Below are 17,372 nucleotides of genomic sequence, written 5' to 3' on the forward strand. Positions count from 1 at the left end.
CGGTCCCGGCGGTCTAGAGGTACTTCTTCAGCTCCCGGCGTGCGAGGGACCGCTGGTGGACCTCGTCCGGCCCGTCCGCGAGCCGCAGCGTCCGCGCCGCCGCCCACAGCTCGGCCAGCGGGAAGTCCTGTGACACCCCGCCCGCCCCGTGTGCCTGCACGGCCTTGTCGAGGATGTCCACGACCGCGCGCGGAGTCGCGATCTTGATGGCCTGGATCTCGGTGTGCGCCCCCCGGTTGCCGACGGTGTCCATGAGCCAGGCCGTCTTGAGGACCAGCAGCCGCAGCTGCTCGACGGTCACCCGGGCGTCCGCGATCCAGTTCTGCACGACGCCCTGCTGGGCCAGCGCCTTGCCGAAGGCGGTGCGGGAGACCGCGCGCCGGCACATCAGCTCCACCGCCCGCTCCGCCATGCCGATCAGCCGCATGCAGTGGTGGATGCGGCCGGGGCCGAGCCGGGCCTGGGCGATGGCGAAGCCGCCGCCCTCCTCGCCGACGAGGTTCGCCGCCGGGACCCGGACGTCGTCGAAGACCACCTCGGCGTGGCCGCCGTGGTAGTGGTCCTCGTACCCGTACACCTTCATCGCGCGCCGCACCTGGACGCCCGGGGTGTCGCGCGGCACCAGGATCATCGACTGCTGGCGGCGGAGGTCGGTGCCGTCGGGGTCGGTCTTGCCCATGACGATGAAGACCTTGCAGTCGGGGTGCATCGCCCCCGAGATGTACCACTTGCGCCCGTCGACCACGTACGCGTCGCCGTCCCGCCGGATCCGGGTCTCGATGTTGGTGGCGTCGGAGGAGGCGACCTCCGGCTCGGTCATCGCGAACGCCGAGCGGATCTCGCCCGCCAGGAGCGGCTCCAGCCACTGCTTCTTCTGCGCCTCGTCGCCGAACTGGGCGAGCAGCTCCATGTTCCCGGTGTCCGGGGCGGCGCAGTTGAGGGCGGTCGGGGCCAGTTGCGGGCTGCGGCCGGTGATCTCGGCGAGCGGCGCGTACTGGAGGTTGGTCAGGCCCGCCCCGTACTCGGCATCGGGGAGGAAGAGGTTCCACAGGCCCTGCCGCTTGGCCTCGGCCTTCAGCTCGGCCACCACCGGCGGTTCGTCCCACGGGGAGGCGAGCCGCTCCCGCTGCTCGTGGGCGGTCCGTTCGGCCGGGTGGACGTGCTCGTCCATGAAGGCGAGCAGCTTCGCCCGCAGTTCCTCGGTGCGGGCGTCGTACGCGAAGTCCATGGGGGATCAGCCTTCCTGGAGGGTGGTCAGGCCGTGCTCGATGAAGACGGGGACCAGGCCGCCGATGCGGTCGAAGCCGGCGCCGACCGTTTGGCCGAGGGTGTAGCGGTAGTGGATGCCCTCCAGGATCACGGCGAGCTTGAACCAGGCGAAGGCCGTGTACCAGGCCAGGGCGGAGGTGTCGCGGCCCGAGCGGGCCGCGTAGCGCTCGACCAGTTCGGCGGTGCCCGGGTGGCCGGCGGCCGTGGCGGTCGTGGAGACGGGGGAGTCCGGCAGGTCCAGCGGGGTGCTGTACATGACGAGGAGGCCGAGGTCGGTGAGGGGGTCGCCGAGGGTGGACATCTCCCAGTCGAGGACGGCCCGGATCCGGTCGTCGGGACCGACGAGGACGTTGTCGAGCCGGTAGTCGCCGTGGACCACCGTGGGCGGGGGAGAGGCGGGCAGCGCGCGGCCGAGAGCGGCGTGCAGCTCGTCGATCCCGGGCAGCTCCCGGCCGCGCGAGGCGTCGAGCTGCTTGCCCCAGCGCCGCAGCTGCCGGTCGAGGAAGCCGTCGGGGCGCCCGAAGTCACCGAGCCCGACCGCCCCGGGGTCCACGGCGTGCAGGTCGACCAGGGTGTCGACCAGGCCGAGGACGGCGGCGCGGGTGCGCTCGGGGCCGAGCGGGGCGAGTTCGCGGGCCGAGCGGTACGGGGTGCCCTCCACGAACTCCATGACGTAGAACGGCGCGCCGAGCACCGACTCGTCCTCGCAGAGCAGGACCGTCCCGGGCACGGGCACGTCCGTCGTGTGCAGGGCGCTGATGACGCGGTGCTCGCGCCGCATGTCGTGGGCGGTGGCCAGGACGTGGCCGAGCGGGGGCCTGCGGACGACCCAGCGGCCGGTGGCGGTGCCGTCGGTCACCGCGTACGTCAGGTTCGACCGGCCGCCCTCGATCAGCCGGGCTTCGAGGGGGCCGGCCAGCAGGCCGGGCCGCTCGCGGTCGAGGAAGCGGCGCAGCCGCTCGGGGTCGAGACCTGGCGGCGGGGCGGAACTCATGGGCGTACCTCCGGATCGGCTGCGGTCGGCGTTCATGATGACCGACCAGTCGGTATGTCGTCCAGGGGGTGGTCCTCCGCGCACGGGTGCGAGTGGCGGGCGTGCAGGAGGTCCCGGCGGGAACGATCGTGGGCGCGAGCCGGACGCCGCGGCGTCCGGGCCGGGCCGAGGGGACGTCGCAGGTCTGGAGGACGGCGACGTCGCCGCGGGCCTGCCCGACGCCTTCCGGGCCCCTCTCGCGGGCGACGCCCCGTCCGGCACCGAGCGGGTCCACGGTCCGCCCGCCCTCCCGCGGGGCGGGAGCCCGCTCGACGGGGACGGCCTGCGCTCCGCGCCGTCCGGGCCGGTGGGCCAGGGCCGGACCGGCGATGCCGGCTCCCGCGATCAGCGCGTTCCGGTGCGTCATGACGCTCCCTCTCGGCTTCCCCGTCCTCCCTCGCGTCGGGCGGCGGCCCCGGTGCGCGGCCCGTTCGGGCCGGCCGGGGCCGCGCGCACCGTCCCCGGCCGGGGCTCAGAGGGTGAGGTGCTGCCGGGTGCCGGAGTCGTCGGCGGCCGTCCCGGGGGTGATGCCGTGCTGCTCTTCTTCGGGGCGGCCCTTCTCGGGCAGCAGGAAGGTGATCGCGAGGAAGGCCGCCAGCAGGCACGCCTGGACGATCAGCGCGTGGTGGAAGCCGCCGGTGAAGTCGCCGGTCTTGGCCCGGGCGAAGAACACCGAGCCGAAGACCGCGACGCCGATGGAGCCGCCGACCGCCTGGACCGCCGACAGGACGCCGGAGGCGGATCCGATCTCGTCGTCGTCGACCGCGGCCAGGACGAAGCTGAACAGGGCGGCGATCACCATGCCGGCGCCGATGCCCGCCACCGTCGTGCCCGGGACGATGTCCCGGATCGAGAACGAGGCGGAGTCGAGGCCGTCGAGCTCGAACCACAGCACGGCCGCGCCGGCCAGTTGGACCAGCGGTCCGATCTGGAGCACCTTGCGGCCGATCTTGTCGGCGAGGAACGCGCCGCTGATGGCGCCGCCGATCGCGGTTCCCACCGCGAGGGGCAGGTTGCCGAGGCCCGCGTCACCGGCGGTGAAGTGCTGGCCGATCTGGAGGAACAGGGTCAGGACGAGCTGGGTGCCGATGAGCCCGCCGAAGAACAGGGCGATGCCGCCGAGGCCGACGGTGAAGGCCGGCTTGCGCAGCAGGCCGGGGGTCACCAGCGGCTCGCGGCCCGTGGCGGCCGTGCCGCGCTGCTGGAGGGCGAAGAGGGCGAAACCGGTCACCGAGGCGGCCATGGACAGCCATGTCCACAGCGGCCAGCCGTTCTCCTGGCCCTGGTTCAACGGCAGCACCAGCAGGGCGCAGGACGCCACGACCAGGGCGGCGCCGGTCATGTCGACCCGTACGGTGCGGTCGCCCGCCTTCTTGGGCACGAACCTCGCGGCGACGACCAGTGCCGCGATGCCGATGGGCAGGTTGATCAGGAAGACCGAGCGCCAGCCCAGGCCGAAGAAGTCGCCCTCGATGAGGAAGCCGCCCAGGACCGGGCCGATGATGCCGCCCAGGCCGAGGACGGGGCCGAAGATCGCGAAGACCTTGGTGAGCTCGGGGCCGGAGAAGTTCTCCCGCAGCAGGCCCAGGCCCTGGGGCAGCAGCATCGCTCCGGCGGTGCCCTGCAGCAGACGGAAGGCGATCAGCGACCCGATGTTCGGCGCGATCGCGCACAGCAGCGAGGTCGTGGTGAAGGCGGCGAGCCCGATCAGGAACATCCGGCGCCGGCCGTAGCGGTCGCCGAGACGGCCGCCGAGCACCAGCCCGGCGCCCAGGGTGAGGGCGTAGCCGCCGATCACCCACTGCAGTCCGGCGGAACCGGCGTCGAGGGATCTCTCCAGGTCCGGTCCGGCGACGTTGACGATCGAGGCGTCCAGGAGGTCCATGATCTCCGCGACGATCATCACCGCGAGGATCAGCCACCGCCACCGGTAGGGCTCGGTCGTTTCCTCGGGGATGGGGGAAGGGTCACGCACGCCAGATACCTCCACGGTAAAGTAATTCCACGATGAAGGTAAATTGGTGGCGGTAGGTTGTCAAAGCGGGGTGCGTGGACCGTGCGGCGGGAGAGAAGGGCGGAGGCGTGGAGGAAGCAGTGCGCGACGGTGTCGCGGAGCAGCGCGAGCGGTTGATGGAGACGCTGAGGATCTACGGCGGCCACTACGCCGAACTCGGCCGGCGCTTCGCCGCCCGGCTGGGCCTGCACTCCACGGACGCGACCGCGGTCCTGGAGATCGCCGCCGCCGAGGAGCGCGGCACCCCCCTGTCACCGGCGCGGCTGAGCGAGCGGATCTCCCTGTCCACGGGTGCCACCACCGCGCTGCTGAACCGCCTCGAATCGGCGGGACACATCACGCGGGCCCGCGAGCACTCCGACCGGCGCATCGTCACACTGCGCAGCGGCGGGCACATCCAGGAGCGGGCGGACGAGTTCTTCGGCCCGCTCGCCCACCGCCTCGACGCCGCGATGTCGCACTACCCGCCCCGGTTCCTGGAACAGGTCGAAGCGTTCATGGCCGACCTGAACACCACCGTGGACAGCCACCTCGCGGAACAGGCCGCGGTGACGCCGCGTTCCCTTCGCGGCTCTGCCGAAGGAACTCCCTGACCGGCTCGGAGGAAGAAGGACCCCTCCAGCTCCGGGCGCGTGGGTGCCCCGGTGAACGTCCCGTACGCCTCGGTCCGGCCGTCGGCCGGAAACCCCGCCGGCACGAGGCGGACCGTGACGGCCCGGCCCCCGCGCTCCTCCTCCGTACGGGTCAGGCGTGGCAGGCCACCGGTACGCCGCCGTTCATCGCCGCCATGTCCCCGAAGATCACCACCGGGTCGAGCGGATGCCCCTCCGGCAGGCCCTCCAGTTCCGCGTGCGCCCGGTGCAGGTTCGCCACCAGGCGCTCGCTCTCCCGCCACGCGGCGAACTCGCCGAGGTCCGCCCGCCGCGCCGTCTCCAGCGGGGAGTCGCCCCTCGCGTACCCCTCGGCGGCCAGCTCCCGCACCCACAGCAGGTACCGCTCCGTGGCGTCGTACGCGGAGGGGTCGGTCACCTGCCCGTGCCCCGGCACCACGATCGGCGCGTCGAGCGAACGCAACAGCTCCAGGGCCCGCAGCGAACCGGCCAGCGAGCCCATCGGCAGGAACGGCGTCCCGCCGTGGAAGACCAGGTCACCGGTGAAGACCACCCCCTGCTCCGGGAGGTGCACGATCGAGTCGCCCGTGGTGTGCGCGGGGCCCGGGTGGATCACCCGCACCTCGACCCCGCCCACGCGCAGGGTCAGCCGGTCGGTGTACGTGACGGACGGCGGCAGGATGTCGATCCGTCCGAAGTCGGTCCGCGGCCAGAGGAGATGGAGCTGGTGGCCGGCCGCGAGCTGCTCGGCGCGGCAGTTCTCGTGCCCCACGATCCGGGCCTCGGGGGCGAACACCCCGTTCCCGTAGGTGTGGTCCCCGTGGTGGTGGGTGGAGACGACGGTCCCCGGCAGGGGAAGCCCCTCGGCGAGGACCGCCTCGCGCAGCAGCAGTGCCCGGCGCTCGGTGGCGGCGGTGTCGACGAGCAGCGACTCCTCCGCGTCGCCGAGGAAACCGGCGTTGTTCAGGCACCAGCCCCCGTCGGGCTGGACGAAGGCGTGGACGTTCGGTGCGAGCGCGACCACGTGGGGATCGGTGCTGGGCATGAGGATTTCCCCCGATGAGAGCCGACAGGACAGGGGAAGAGTGCCAGTCGGCCCCGGTCCGGAGGAACCCGGAACCGTCCCGTCCGGAGTGTCGGCGCGCCGGCCCCCGGGACCGGCCGCCGTCCCGGCGTCCGCCGTGCGCGGCCCCCGAGTTGCGGCCGTTCCGCACCGCGCCGAGGGTCGGGGTATGAAGGCGATCAGCTACAGCCGCTACGGCGGCCCCGAAGTCCTGGAGTACGGCGAGCGGCCGGAGCCGAAGATCGGACCGGACGCGGTCCTGGTCAAGGTCCGTGCCGCCTCCGTCAACCCCGTCGACCGCAAGTGCCAGGAGGGTGCCCTCGACGGCATGCTGGAGGCCGTCTTCCCCGTGGTCCCCGGCTGGGACGTCTCCGGCGTCGTCGTCCGGCCCGGGGTCTCCGTCACCGAGTTCGCCGAGGGCGACGAGGTCATGGGGTACGTCCGCGAGGACTTCCTCTCCCGCGGCACCTTCGCCGAGTACGTCGCCGCCCCCGTCCGCACCCTCGCCCGCAAGCCGCGCTCCCTCGGCTTCGAGGAGGCGGCGGGCCTCCCGCTCACCGGTCTCACCGCGTACCAGGTGCTCCACCGGGCCCTGGAGGCACGCGCCGGCGACACCGTCCTCGTGCACGCGGCGGCCGGCGGAGTCGGTTCGATGGCCGTGCAGATCGCCCGGCACCTCGGCTGCCGGGTCCTCGGCGCGGCGCGGGACGGGGGCCTGGAGCGGGTCGAGGAGCTGGGCGCCGAGCCCGTCCGCTACGACGAGGACACCTTCGCCGACCGGGTCCGGGCCCTCGCCCCGGACGGCCTGGACGCCGTCTTCGACACCCTCGGCGGTCCGTACCTGAAGCGCTCCGCCGAACTCCTCGCCCCGGGAGGCCGCCTGGCCTCGATCGCGGACGCCGGGGTCACCGCCCTGGGCGGCCGCTACTACTGGGTCCGCCCGGACGCCGCCGACCTGGAGGCCCTCGCCGGCCTGGCGGACGAGGGGGCGATCGGCGTACGGGTGGCGAAGACGTTCCCCCTGGAGCGGGCGGCCGACGCCCAGCGCGCCAACGCCGAGGGCGGCCTGAACGGCAAGGTCGTGGTCACCGTCCCGTAGGGGAGGCGGGGAGGACCGGTGGGGGGAGGGGCCCGCCGGGGGCACCGCCCCGTAGGGGACGCGGGAGGACCGGTCGGGGACCGAAGCGTCCCCGCCGGGTCACTGGACCAGCACCGCCCCGAAGAGGGCCAGCGCGATCACGCACGCGGCGGCGAGCAGCGCGTCCCGGTGGGAGAGCGGGCGCGGCCGGGCCGTCCCCAGGGCGCGGACGCGGCGGTGGGCCACGACCAGGAAGGCGACCCACACGAGGACCGACAGGGCGAGTCCGGCCGGCCCCCGGGCCGTGGCCCCGCCCTGGACGGTCAGCTTGACGGCGAGCACCGCCACGACCGTGCAGGAGAGCGTCGTACGGCGCCAGGCGAGCCGGGTCCGCTCCGGCTGGAGCCCGGGGTCGCGGGCCGCCTCGCCGGCCGCCGGGCTCACCGACCGGTCCAGCCGAAGACGACGACCACCACCATCGCGAGCGCCACCACGGCCACCACGAGGCTCAGCACCGCCGGGAACCGGGACACCGGCAGGTCCTCGCCCCGCCGCATGGCCCGCTCGCAGCGCACCCAGTGGTTCACCGCGCGCAGGGCGCACAGCACCCCGGCGGCGAGCAGCGCGAGCGCGAGCCCGACCCGCGCCCCCCACCGCAGGTCCGGCAGGAACTGGTCGACGGCGAAACCACCGCCGACCAGGGCGAGCGCGGTCCGGATCCAGGCGAGGAAGGTCCGCTCGTTGGCGAGGGAGAAGCGGTAGTCGGGGGTGTCCCCCTCCTCCTGGAGCCGCCGCGGCGCGAACCAGAGCCGCAGACCCCGCACGAAATCGCTCACACGTGCACCCTAGCGGCGCGACGATCACCCGGCGCGGCACCCCCGGCCCGTCCGCCGACGCTCCGACCCGGCCCGCCCGGCCCGCCCGACCCTCCGGCCCGCCCGGCCCCGGCCTCAGCCCCGTCCCGCCCCGTGCGCCCGCAGGCGCTCGTACGCGGCGAGTCCGTCCGGCACCCACTCCCACGTGCCGAGCCGCGCGGCCAGCTCGTCCTCCGTCAGGAAGGCGTGCCAGGCGACCTCCTCGGCCTGCGGGTCCACCGGCAGCTCGCAGCGGACCTCGTACACCGCGGACCACCACTTCCCGGCGACGCCCCCGGAGTCGTACAGGAAGCGCAGCACCGGCTCGGGCCGGGGCAGTCCGCGCACCCCCAGCTCCTCCTCGGCCTCGCGCAGCGCGGCCTCGTCGTAGGACTCGCCCGCGCCGACGACCCCGCCGACGAACATGTCGTACAGGGAGGGGAAGACCAGCTTCACCGGCGTCCTGCGGTGCACGAAGATCCTGCCCTCGGCGTCCCGGACCCGGACGAAGACACAGCGGTGGATCAGGCCCCGCGCGTACACCTCCCCCCGGGGGGCCCGCCCGATCACCCGGTCCCGCTCGTCCACGACATCGAGAATCTCTTCGGAGGCGCTCATGCGGCCATCCAAGCAAAGCCGCTCCGTACGCCGCCTCCCGGCTCCTTCCGCCGCCCGCCGACCGCGCCCGGCGCCGGGACGCGGAAAGGCTCCCGGAGCGCGGAACGCGTCCGAACGGTTGACTCGATACACCGGTGTATCCAAGATGCGGTCCATGCCCTACGACGCTGATGTGATCGTGATCGGGGCCGGCCTCGCCGGACTCGTCGCCACCGCCGAACTGGTCGACGCCGGCCGCACCGTGATCCTCCTCGACCAGGAGCCCGAACAGTCCCTCGGCGGCCAGGCCCACTGGTCCTTCGGCGGCCTCTTCCTCGTCGACTCGCCCGAGCAGCGCCGGATGCGCGTCAGGGACAGCCACGCCCTCGCCCTCCAGGACTGGTACGGCACCGCCGGTTTCGACCGGGACGAGGACCACTGGCCGAGGAAGTGGGCCGAGGCGTACGTCGACTTCGCCGCCGGCGAGAAGCGCGCCTGGCTCCACGCGCGCGGGGTCCGCTTCTTCCCCGTCGTCGGCTGGGCCGAGCGCGGCGGCTACGACGCCACCGGTCACGGCAACTCCGTCCCCCGCTTCCACATCACCTGGGGTACGGGCCCCGGCCTCGTCGCCCCCTTCGCGCGCAAGGTCCGCGAAGGGGCGGCCCGGGGCCTCGTGACGTTCCGCTTCCGCCACCGCGTCACCGGCCTCGGCCGCACCGCCGGGGCCGTCGACACCGTCACGGGCGAGGTCCTGGAGCCCTCCGCGGTCCCCCGCGGCACCGCCAGCGGCCGCGGGGTCACCGGCGCCTTCGAGCTGCGCGCCCAGGCCGTGATCGTCACCTCCGGCGGCATCGGCGGCAACCACGACCTGGTCCGCGCCCAGTGGCCCGCCCGCCTCGGCACCCCGCCCGCCAAGCTGCTCTCCGGCGTCCCCGCGCACGTGGACGGCCTCATGCTCGGCATCGCGGAGAAGGCGGGCGCCCGCCACGTCAACCGCGACCGGATGTGGCACTACACCGAGGGCATCGAGAACTGGAACCCCGTCTGGGCCCGGCACGGCATCCGCATCCTGCCCGGCCCGTCCTCCCTCTGGCTCGACGCCACCGGCAAGCGCCTGCCCGTGCCGCTCTTCCCCGGTTTCGACACCCTCGGCACCCTCGAACACATCATGCGGACCGGTCACGACCACACGTGGTTCGTCCTCGACAAGAAGATCATCGGCAAGGAGTTCGCGCTCTCCGGCTCCGAACAGAACCCCGACCTGACCGGCAAGTCGATCCGCGGCGTCATCGACCGGGCCCGCACCGAGGTGCCGGCCCCCGTCCGGGCCTTCATGGACAAGGGCGTCGACTTCGTCGTGGAGGACGACCTCTCCGCCCTCGTCCGGGGCATGAACGCGCTCACCGGCGAGCCGCTGATCGACGAGGCCGCCCTGCGCCGCGAGATCACCGCCCGCGACCGCGAGATCGTCAACCCCTTCACCAAGGACCTCCAGGTCACGGCGATCCACGGGGCCCGCAGGTACCTGGGCGACCGGCTCATCCGCACGGCGGCCCCGCACCGCATCCTCGACCCGGGGGCGGGCCCGCTCATCGCCGTGCGCCTCAACATCCTCACGCGCAAGTCCCTCGGCGGACTGGAGACCGACCTCGACTCCCGCGTCCTGACGGAGGGCGGCGCGCCCCTGGAGGGCGTGTACGCGGCGGGCGAGGCGGCCGGTTTCGGCGGCGGGGGCGTCCACGGCTACCGCTCCCTCGAAGGCACCTTCCTCGGCGGCTGCGTCTTCTCGGGGCGTGCGGCGGGCCGCGCGGCGGCGAAGGCGGTGGGCTGAGGCTCCGCCGGAGGGGCCGCCGGGGACGGTCCTCCGACGGCCCCTCCGGCCGGGCCGACGGGCTCAGGACGGGCTTCGGGCGGGCCTCTGGCCCTTGGCCCAGGGCCCCGGGCCAGGGGCTTCTGGCCGGATCGCCGGGCTTCGGCCGGGTTCCCGGACCTCCGGGCCCGTCACCCCGGTCCGTCGTCCGGGCGTCCCGGCCCGTCACCCCGGCCCGTCACCCCCGTCCGTCGTCCGGGCGTCCCGGCAGGTCACCCAGGCCCGTCGTTCAGGCGTCCCGGCCCGGTCCCACCACCCGGAACCGCTCCGCCACCACCATCGTCGAGTCGTCCACGGTGAACCCCGGGTCCCCGAGCCCCTCCCGCATCTCCTCGCCGTGCCAGAACCGCTCGTGCGCCTCCCGCCACTCCGCCACCGAGGCGTACCCCTCGCCCTCGTCGAACACGTGCCGGAGGCCGACCTCGCCGAGCGGCAGGACCCGGACCTCCGTCACCTCCACCACCGCGACCTCGCGGCCGTCCGAGTCGACGAGGGCCGAGCGCTCGCCCACCTCGGGCAACTCCTCCCGTTCGGCCTCCCACTCCACGAGGAGTCCGGTCGTGGCGACCTTCTCGCCGGCGAGCACCGCCGCGACGAGCCGGTCCCGGAGGGGGCCGGGGAAGGCGAGCAGGAAGGGCTTGAGCGCGTGAGGGCCGGTCATGACCGACAGTCTGTCAGCCATGACCGGCCCTCACCCGGCCGTTCCCCGCCGGGCCGCGGCACCGGCGGGGACGGGCGCGCTACAACACCAGCGACAGCAGCAGGACGAACACGATGCCGACGACCGAGATGATCGTCTCCATCACCGACCAGGTCTTGATCGTCTGGCCGACGTTCATCCCGAAGTACTCCTTCACCAGCCAGAACCCGGCGTCGTTGACGTGGCTGAAGAAGAGCGAACCCGCGCCGATCGCGAGGACGAGCAGCGCCGTCTCGCTCGTCGACATGCCCTCCGCCAGCGGGGCCACGAGCCCCGCCGCCGAGATCGTCGCCACCGTCGCCGAGCCCGTCGCGAGCCGTATCGCGACCGCGATCAGCCAGGCGAGCAGCAGGGCCGGGATGGACCAGCTCTTGGAGAAGTCCAGGATCATCTGGCCGACACCGATGTCGATCAGGGTCTGCTTGAAGCCGCCGCCGGCGCCGACGATCAGCAGGACGCCCGCGATCGGGGCGAGCGACTTCTCGACGGTCGAGGACAGCCGCTCCTTGGTGAAGCCTGCCGCCCGGCCCAGGGTGAAGAGCGCGACGAGGACGGCGGCGAGCAGTGCGATCAGCGGCGAGCCGATGACGTCGGTGACCTTCTGGACGCCGTTCTCGGGGTCGTCCACGACGATGTCGACGAGCGCCTTCACCAGCATCAGGACGACCGGGAGCAGCACGGTCGCGACGGTGACACCGAAACCGGGGCGCTTCTCCAGGTCCTCGGAGGGGCGCGCCGGGATCATGCTCTCGGGGGCCGGGATGTCCACCCAGCGGGCGGCGTACCGGGAGAAGAGCGGACCGGCGATGATCACGGTCGGGATCGCGACGACGATGCCGAGGGCGAGGGTGACGCCGAGGTTGGCGCCGACCGCGTCGATCGCGACGAGCGGGCCGGGGTGCGGCGGGATGAGGCCGTGCATCACGGAGAGGCCCGCGAGGGCCGGGATGCCGATCCGCATGAGGGAGTAGTTGCCGCGCTTGGCGACGAGCAGCACCACCGGGATCAGCAGCACGATGCCGACCTCGAAGAAGAGCGGCAGGCCGATCACGGAGGCGATGAGGACCATCGCCCACGGCATGGCCCGGCCGCTCGCCCTGGCCAGGATCGTGTCGACGATCTGGTCCGCGCCGCCGGAGTCGGCGAGCAGCTTGCCGAGGATGGCGCCGAGGGCGATCAGGACGCCCACACCGGCGACGGTGTTGCCGAGGCCGGTGGTGAAGGACTTGATGGCGTCCGCGAGCGGGGCCCCGGCGAACGCGCCGAGCGCGAGCGACCCGATGGTCAGGGCCAGGAACGCGTGCAGCTTGAACTTGGTGATGAGCAGGACGATGACGGCGATGCCGGCGAGCACGGCGATCCCGAGCTGGGCGTTGCCCGCCGAGGTGATCGGTTCGGCGGCGTCCGCTGCCAGGGTCTCGACGCTGAGACTGGTCACGGTGGTGTCCTTCGTACGGGCAGGTGGGAAGAGAAAGAACGGAAGAGGGGGAGCGGGAGAGCGGGAGGAGGATCAGCCGGTCGCGCCGCGCAGCGCGGCGACGGCCCGTGCCGTGATCTCCTCCGGGGTGCCGGACACGTCGACGGCGACGCCGGCCTCGTCGGCCTGCAACGGCTGCAGGGTGGCGAACTGGGAGTCGAGGAGCGCCGTCGGCATGAAGTGCCCCTTGCGCGCGGCCATCCGGTCCTCGATGAGCTTCCGGTCACCGGTCAGGTGGAGGAAGACGATTCCGGGCGCCGCGTCGCGCAGCCGGTCCCGGTACGCCCTTTTCAGCGCGGAGCTGCTCACCACACCGCCGAGCCCGGCCCGGCCGTGCGCCCACGCCCCGATGGCGTCGAGCCAGGGCCCCCGGTCCTCGTCGTCCAGCGGAACGCCCGCCGACATCTTGGCGACGTTGGCCGCCGGGTGGAAGTCGTCGCCCTCGGCGTAGGGGAGGCCGAGGGCCTCGGCGACCAGCGGACCGATGGTGGTCTTGCCGGTCCCCGCGACGCCCATCACGACGACGACGGGAGGGGCCTGGGAAGTGCTGCTCATGGGGGGTGCCTCGCTGTCCTCGTCGACATCGATTCCGTTTTCCGTCGCGCTCATGAAACCCATTGGGTACGACGTATTCAAGAGACTGTGACGTAAAAGTCATACTTTTCATCGCCGGGCCGTGACCCGGGAAGACGCCGGACCCGTCCCCGGGAGGACGCCGGACCCCGCCCCGGCAGGGCGCCGGACCCCGCCCCGGCAGGGCGCCGGACCCCTCCCCGGGCCCGGCGCGGGAGCCGCCCGGAGGGGATCGCCTCCGCGTACCCGCATAGGCTTCGTCCATGACGACACCGGCCCAGGGGCTCCACCCCCACGTCCTGGCCACCCTGGGCCTCGCGATCACCGCGGGGGAGTACCCGCCCGGCACCGTGCTGCGCACCGACGAGCTGGCCCGGCGCTTCGACGTCTCCCGGACCGTGGTCCGCGAGGTCGTCCGGGTCCTGGAGTCCATGCACCTCGTCGAGTCGCGCCGCCGCGTCGGCGTGACCGTGCTCCCCACCGCGCGCTGGAACGTGTACGACCCCCAGGTCATCCGCTGGCGGCTGGCCGGCGCCGACCGTTCCCGCCAGCTCCGCTCGCTCACCGTGCTCCGGTCCGCCGTCGAGCCCGTCGCCGCGGGCCTGGCGGCCCTGAACGCCACCCCCGCGCAGTGCCGCGAGCTGACCGAGCAGGCCCTCGGCATGGTCGCCACCTCGCGGGGGCGGCGCCTGGAGGAGTACCTCGTCCACGACGTCGCCTTCCACCGGGTCGTCCTCGACGCCTCCGGGAACGAGATGTTCGCCCGCCTCGGCGACGTCGTCGCGGAGGTCCTCGCCGGCCGCACCCACCACCACGTGATGTTCGAGGACCCCGATCCGGCCGCCGTCACCCTCCACGTCCAGGTCGCGGAGGCCGTGCGGGAACGGGACGCGGAGCGGGCCGAGGAGCTGACCCGCCGGATCGCGGTCGGCGCCCTCCAGGAGCTGGACGTCCTCGCGCCGTGAGGGCCCGCGCGCCGGGGAGGGCCGGGTCGTCCGTCCCGGCTTCCGCCTGCCCCGGGCCCCGCACACCCGGATCGTCACCCTCTGCTTCCTCGCCTCCGTCCTCGTCCTCATGTGGATGGACGGCGGCACCGGCCGCACCACCGTCGCCTGCGTCCCGCTCGTCGCGGCCGCGCTGGTCGGCGGCCGGCTCCTGGTCCGCCGCCGGGTCCGCACCGCCTCCGCCGCGCCGCGCGGCTGACGCCCCGCGGGGGACTCGCGTTTTGCCGGGGGATAGTGGTACCCAGGAGCCCGCAAGATCCGTTCGCAGAAAAGGAAGTCCGTGATGCCGCAGCACGTCCAGGGAGTCATCGCCCCCGGCAGGGACGAACCGGTACGGGTCGAGACGATCGTGATCCCCGATCCCGGCCCCGGCGAAGCCGTCGTGAAGATCCAGGCATGCGGCGTCTGCCACACGGATCTGCACTACAAACAGGGCGGGATCAACGACGACTTCCCCTTCCTCCTCGGCCACGAGGCCGCCGGCGTCGTGGAATCGGTCGGCGAGGGCGTCACCGACGTGACCCCCGGCGACTTCGTGATCCTCAACTGGCGCGCCGTGTGCGGCCACTGCCGGGCCTGCCTGCGCGGCCGCCCCTGGTACTGCTTCGACACCCACAACGCGTCGCAGCGGATGACCCTGCTCGACGGCACGGAGCTCTCCCCGGCCCTCGGCATCGGCGCCTTCGCCGAGAAGACCCTCGTCGCCGCCGGCCAGTGCACCAAGGTGGACCCCGCCGTCGCCCCCGAGGTCGCGGGCCTCCTCGGCTGCGGCGTGATGGCCGGCATCGGCGCCGCGATCAACACCGGGAACGTCGGCCGCGGCGACACCGTCGCCGTCATCGGCTGCGGCGGCGTCGGGGACGCGGCCGTCGTCGGCTCCCGCCTCGCCGGAGCCGCGAAGATCATCGCCGTGGACATCGACGACCGGAAGCTGGAGACGGCGAAGGCGATGGGCGCCACCCACACCGTCAACTCCCGCTCCACCGACCCCGTCGAGGCGATCCGCGAACTCACCGGCGGCTTCGGAGCCGACGTCGTCATCGAGGCCGTCGGCCGCCCGGAGACGTACCGGCAGGCCTTCTACGCCCGCGACCTGGCCGGCACCGTCGTCCTCGTCGGCGTCCCCACCCCCGAGATGAAGCTCGAACTGCCGCTCCTGGACGTCTTCGGCCGCGGCGGCGCGCTCAAGTCCTCCTGGTACGGCGACTGCCTGCCCTCCCGCGACTTCCCGATGCTCGTCGACCTGCACCGGCAGGGCCGCATCGACCTCGGCGCCTTCGTCACCGAGACCATCGGCCTCGGCGAGGTCGAGAAGGCGTTCGCCCGCATGCACGAGGGCGACGTCCTGCGCTCGGTGGTGGTGCTGTGATGACCGCCCGCGTCGACCACCTCGTCACCTCCGGAACCTTCAGCCTCGACGGCGGCACCTGGGACGTCGACAACAACGTCTGGATCGTCGGCGACGACACCGAGGCGATCGTCATCGACGCCGCCCACGACGCCGGGGCCGTCCTCGCCGCGCTCGACGGACGCGTCCTGCGCGCCATCGTCTGCACCCACGCCCACGACGACCACATCGACGCGGCCCCGGCGCTCGCGGCCGCCACCGGCGCCCGCGTCCTGCTCCACCCCGCCGACCTGCCGCTGTGGAAGCGGACGCACCCCGACCACACCCCGGACGGCGACCTCGCCGACGGCCAGGTCCTCACCATCGCCGGTACCGACCTCACGGTCCTCCACACCCCGGGCCACGCCCCCGGCGCGGTCAGCCTGTACGCGCCGGCCCTGGGTACGGTCTTCACCGGGGACACCCTCTTCCAGGGCGGCCCCGGAGCCACCGGCCGGTCCTTCTCGGACTTCCCGACGATCGTGGACTCGATCCGCGACAAGCTCCTCGTCCTGCCCCCGGAGACGGTGGTGCGCACCGGTCACGGCGACTCCACCACCATCGGCGCCGAGGCCCCGCACCTCCAGGAGTGGATCAGCCGGGGCCACTGAGCCGCAGCCGGCTCTCGAAGCGCACCGCGCGGCCCGTGAACGGGTCGGTGAACTCCAGCGTCCGCGCCAGCAGGCCCAGCGGACGCCCGAAGTCCTCCGGCCCGTCCCCACGGACCTCCGGATAGACCGGATCGTGCAGGATCGGCAGCCCGAGCGCGTTCATGTGCACCCGCAGCTGGTGCGTCCGCCCGGTCACCGGCACCAGCCGGTACCGGCCGAGCCCGCCCCCGTGCGCCACGAGGCCGATCCGGCTCTCGGCGTTCGGCTCGCCCGGCACCTCCCGGGCGGCCATCACCCCGCGCTCCTTCTCGATCCGGCTCCGCACCGTCGCCGGCAGCTCCACCGCCGGGTCGTACGGCGCCACCGCCTCGTACTCCTTGCGCACGGCCCGGTCCCGGAACAGCGTCTGGTACGCCCCCCGGTCCTCCTCCCGCACGACGAAGAGCACGAGGCCCGCCGTCAGCCGGTCGAGCCGGTGCGCGGCCTGCAGCCGGGGCAGCCCCAGGTCCCGCCGCAACCGCGCCGTCGCGGTCTCCACGACGTGCCGCCCCCGGGGCACGGTCGCCAGGAAGTGCGGCTTGTCGGCCACCACGATCCGCTCGTCCCGGTACACGATCCCGACCGGGAACGGCACCGGCGTCTCCGGCGGGAAGTCCCGGTGGAACCAGAGCCACCGCCCCGCGGCGTACGGCTCGTCCCCGGAGACCGGCCCGTCGGTCCCGACGAACCGCCCCGCCCGCAGCATCTCCTCGACCCGTCCGGCCCCGACGGCCGCCCCGTACCGGCCGAGCAGGTACTCCCGTACGGTCGGCCAGGTCCCCTCCGGGTCCTCCGGCGTCCGGAGCCGTACGGGATCGATCCCGTCCCGCTGGGACAGCGGTGGCGCGGGGGGCCTGGTTCTGCGTCTCACCGCTCCGCCTCGTGACCGTACGTACCCATGCGGAAGTCCCGGCCGAGAAGATCTCGACCGGGACTCCGTGTGGTGTCCGAGGGGGGACTTCGACTCTCCACTCGGGCACCAGCCCACATCTCTTCTGACCAGGAAGAATGTACCCCAGGGGGCCCAATCCGTGCCCTGTGAGTCGGTCGCGCATCCTGGTGTCTCTGGCTGTTTCGGGCCGCTGTTGGTCATGCGTTGGTCACGTGGGCAACCCATGAAACCGAGCTTTCATCCTGGCTGAGAACCGCCCTCAAGAGGCCTCTGCACCACTGCAAACCTTGACGCTCACCT

18 protein-coding genes are annotated in these 17,372 nt (G+C 73.4%); 7 read left to right on the plus strand and 11 right to left on the minus strand.

Annotated features, from left to right (window positions below; genetic code table 11):
• Nucleotides 1–13: 13 nt before the first annotated feature.
• The 3 genes from ACZ6AQ_RS19015 to ACZ6AQ_RS19025 form a co-directional block, all read right to left on the minus strand.
• On the minus strand, nt 14–1,228 hold the full coding sequence (locus tag ACZ6AQ_RS19015) for an acyl-CoA dehydrogenase family protein (RefSeq protein WP_468760809.1): 1,215 nt from the start codon (nt 1,226–1,228) through the stop codon (nt 14–16).
• A 6-nt stretch (nt 1,229–1,234) separates the two neighbouring features.
• A complete protein-coding gene (locus ACZ6AQ_RS19020; RefSeq protein ID WP_468760810.1) occupies nt 1,235–2,263 on the minus strand; it encodes a phosphotransferase family protein in 1,029 nt (342 codons plus the stop codon).
• A 511-nt stretch (nt 2,264–2,774) separates the two neighbouring features.
• A complete protein-coding gene (locus ACZ6AQ_RS19025; RefSeq protein WP_468760811.1) occupies nt 2,775–4,277 on the minus strand; it encodes an MFS transporter in 1,503 nt (500 codons plus the stop codon).
• A 155-nt stretch (nt 4,278–4,432) separates the two neighbouring features.
• On the opposite strand from ACZ6AQ_RS19025, the gene ACZ6AQ_RS19030 reads away from it, so the two are divergent.
• Nucleotides 4,433–4,909: a MarR family winged helix-turn-helix transcriptional regulator gene (locus ACZ6AQ_RS19030; protein WP_468761004.1), complete on the plus strand. Its 477-nt coding sequence runs from the start codon at nt 4,433–4,435 to the stop codon at nt 4,907–4,909.
• Between the two features lie 151 nt (nt 4,910–5,060).
• On the opposite strand, the gene ACZ6AQ_RS19035 is transcribed toward ACZ6AQ_RS19030, so the two are convergent.
• The gene (locus ACZ6AQ_RS19035) at nt 5,061–5,972 is read right to left on the minus strand and encodes an MBL fold metallo-hydrolase (protein ID WP_468760812.1); all 912 of its coding nucleotides are present in this window, start codon (nt 5,970–5,972) and stop codon (nt 5,061–5,063) included.
• A 187-nt stretch (nt 5,973–6,159) separates the two neighbouring features.
• On the opposite strand from ACZ6AQ_RS19035, the gene ACZ6AQ_RS19040 reads away from it, so the two are divergent.
• Entirely contained in the window at nt 6,160–7,089 is a 930-nt protein-coding gene (locus ACZ6AQ_RS19040; RefSeq protein ID WP_468760813.1) for an NADP-dependent oxidoreductase, read from the plus strand.
• A gap of 99 nt (nt 7,090–7,188) precedes the next feature.
• Here ACZ6AQ_RS19040 and ACZ6AQ_RS19045 read toward each other — a convergent pair whose 3' ends face one another.
• The 3 genes from ACZ6AQ_RS19045 to ACZ6AQ_RS19055 form a co-directional block, all read right to left on the minus strand.
• On the minus strand, nt 7,189–7,512 hold the full coding sequence (locus ACZ6AQ_RS19045; RefSeq protein ID WP_468760814.1) for a DUF202 domain-containing protein: 324 nt from the start codon (nt 7,510–7,512) through the stop codon (nt 7,189–7,191).
• Nucleotides 7,509–7,904: a YidH family protein gene (locus tag ACZ6AQ_RS19050; protein ID WP_388693778.1), complete on the minus strand. Its 396-nt coding sequence runs from the start codon at nt 7,902–7,904 to the stop codon at nt 7,509–7,511. Before ACZ6AQ_RS19050 ends, ACZ6AQ_RS19045 begins: the two co-directional genes overlap by 4 nt.
• A 114-nt stretch (nt 7,905–8,018) precedes the next feature.
• On the minus strand, nt 8,019–8,540 hold the full coding sequence (locus ACZ6AQ_RS19055) for an NUDIX domain-containing protein (RefSeq protein ID WP_468760815.1): 522 nt from the start codon (nt 8,538–8,540) through the stop codon (nt 8,019–8,021).
• 154 nt (nt 8,541–8,694) lie between these two features.
• Here ACZ6AQ_RS19055 and ACZ6AQ_RS19060 point away from each other — a divergent pair, with 154 nt between their 5' ends.
• On the plus strand, nt 8,695–10,350 hold the full coding sequence (locus ACZ6AQ_RS19060) for an FAD-binding dehydrogenase (protein ID WP_468760816.1): 1,656 nt from the start codon (nt 8,695–8,697) through the stop codon (nt 10,348–10,350).
• Nucleotides 10,351–10,618: 268 nt separating this feature from the next.
• Here the strand turns inward: ACZ6AQ_RS19060 and ACZ6AQ_RS19065 are convergent, their stop codons facing one another.
• The 3 genes from ACZ6AQ_RS19065 to ACZ6AQ_RS19075 all read right to left on the minus strand — a co-directional run bounded on the left by ACZ6AQ_RS19065 (nt 10,619) and on the right by ACZ6AQ_RS19075 (nt 13,121).
• Nucleotides 10,619–11,050 carry an ASCH domain-containing protein gene (locus ACZ6AQ_RS19065; protein ID WP_468760817.1) on the minus strand — a complete coding sequence of 144 codons (432 nt, stop codon included), beginning with the start codon at nt 11,048–11,050 and terminating at the stop codon, nt 10,619–10,621.
• Between the two features lie 79 nt (nt 11,051–11,129).
• Nucleotides 11,130–12,527 carry a GntT/GntP/DsdX family permease gene (locus tag ACZ6AQ_RS19070; protein WP_388693770.1) on the minus strand — a complete coding sequence of 466 codons (1,398 nt, stop codon included), beginning with the start codon at nt 12,525–12,527 and terminating at the stop codon, nt 11,130–11,132.
• Nucleotides 12,528–12,599: 72 nt separating this feature from the next.
• A complete protein-coding gene (locus ACZ6AQ_RS19075) occupies nt 12,600–13,121 on the minus strand; it encodes a gluconokinase (RefSeq protein WP_468760818.1) in 522 nt (173 codons plus the stop codon).
• Between the two features lie 281 nt (nt 13,122–13,402).
• Between ACZ6AQ_RS19075 and ACZ6AQ_RS19080 the strand changes: the two genes are divergently transcribed.
• From ACZ6AQ_RS19080 to ACZ6AQ_RS19095, 4 genes are all read left to right on the plus strand, one after another.
• Entirely contained in the window at nt 13,403–14,104 is a 702-nt protein-coding gene (locus ACZ6AQ_RS19080) for a FadR/GntR family transcriptional regulator (protein WP_468760819.1), read from the plus strand.
• 115 nt (nt 14,105–14,219) lie between these two features.
• Complete coding sequence (locus tag ACZ6AQ_RS19085) at nt 14,220–14,342, plus strand: hypothetical protein (RefSeq protein WP_468760820.1); 123 nt, start codon at nt 14,220–14,222, stop codon at nt 14,340–14,342.
• A gap of 84 nt (nt 14,343–14,426) precedes the next feature.
• Nucleotides 14,427–15,512, plus strand: a complete 1,086-nt coding sequence (locus ACZ6AQ_RS19090) for an S-(hydroxymethyl)mycothiol dehydrogenase (RefSeq protein ID WP_468760821.1) — start codon at nt 14,427–14,429, stop codon at nt 15,510–15,512.
• Complete coding sequence (locus ACZ6AQ_RS19095) at nt 15,512–16,141, plus strand: MBL fold metallo-hydrolase (RefSeq protein ID WP_388693761.1); 630 nt, start codon at nt 15,512–15,514, stop codon at nt 16,139–16,141. The genes ACZ6AQ_RS19090 and ACZ6AQ_RS19095 overlap by 1 nt, the downstream gene beginning before the upstream one ends.
• Here ACZ6AQ_RS19095 and ACZ6AQ_RS19100 read toward each other — a convergent pair.
• Nucleotides 16,125–17,051, minus strand: a complete 927-nt coding sequence (locus tag ACZ6AQ_RS19100; RefSeq protein ID WP_468760822.1) for a pseudouridine synthase — start codon at nt 17,049–17,051, stop codon at nt 16,125–16,127. The genes ACZ6AQ_RS19095 and ACZ6AQ_RS19100 overlap by 17 nt on opposite strands.
• Nucleotides 17,052–17,372: the final 321 nt, after the last annotated feature.

Source organism: Streptomyces sp. NPDC041191 (genome assembly GCF_055591945.1).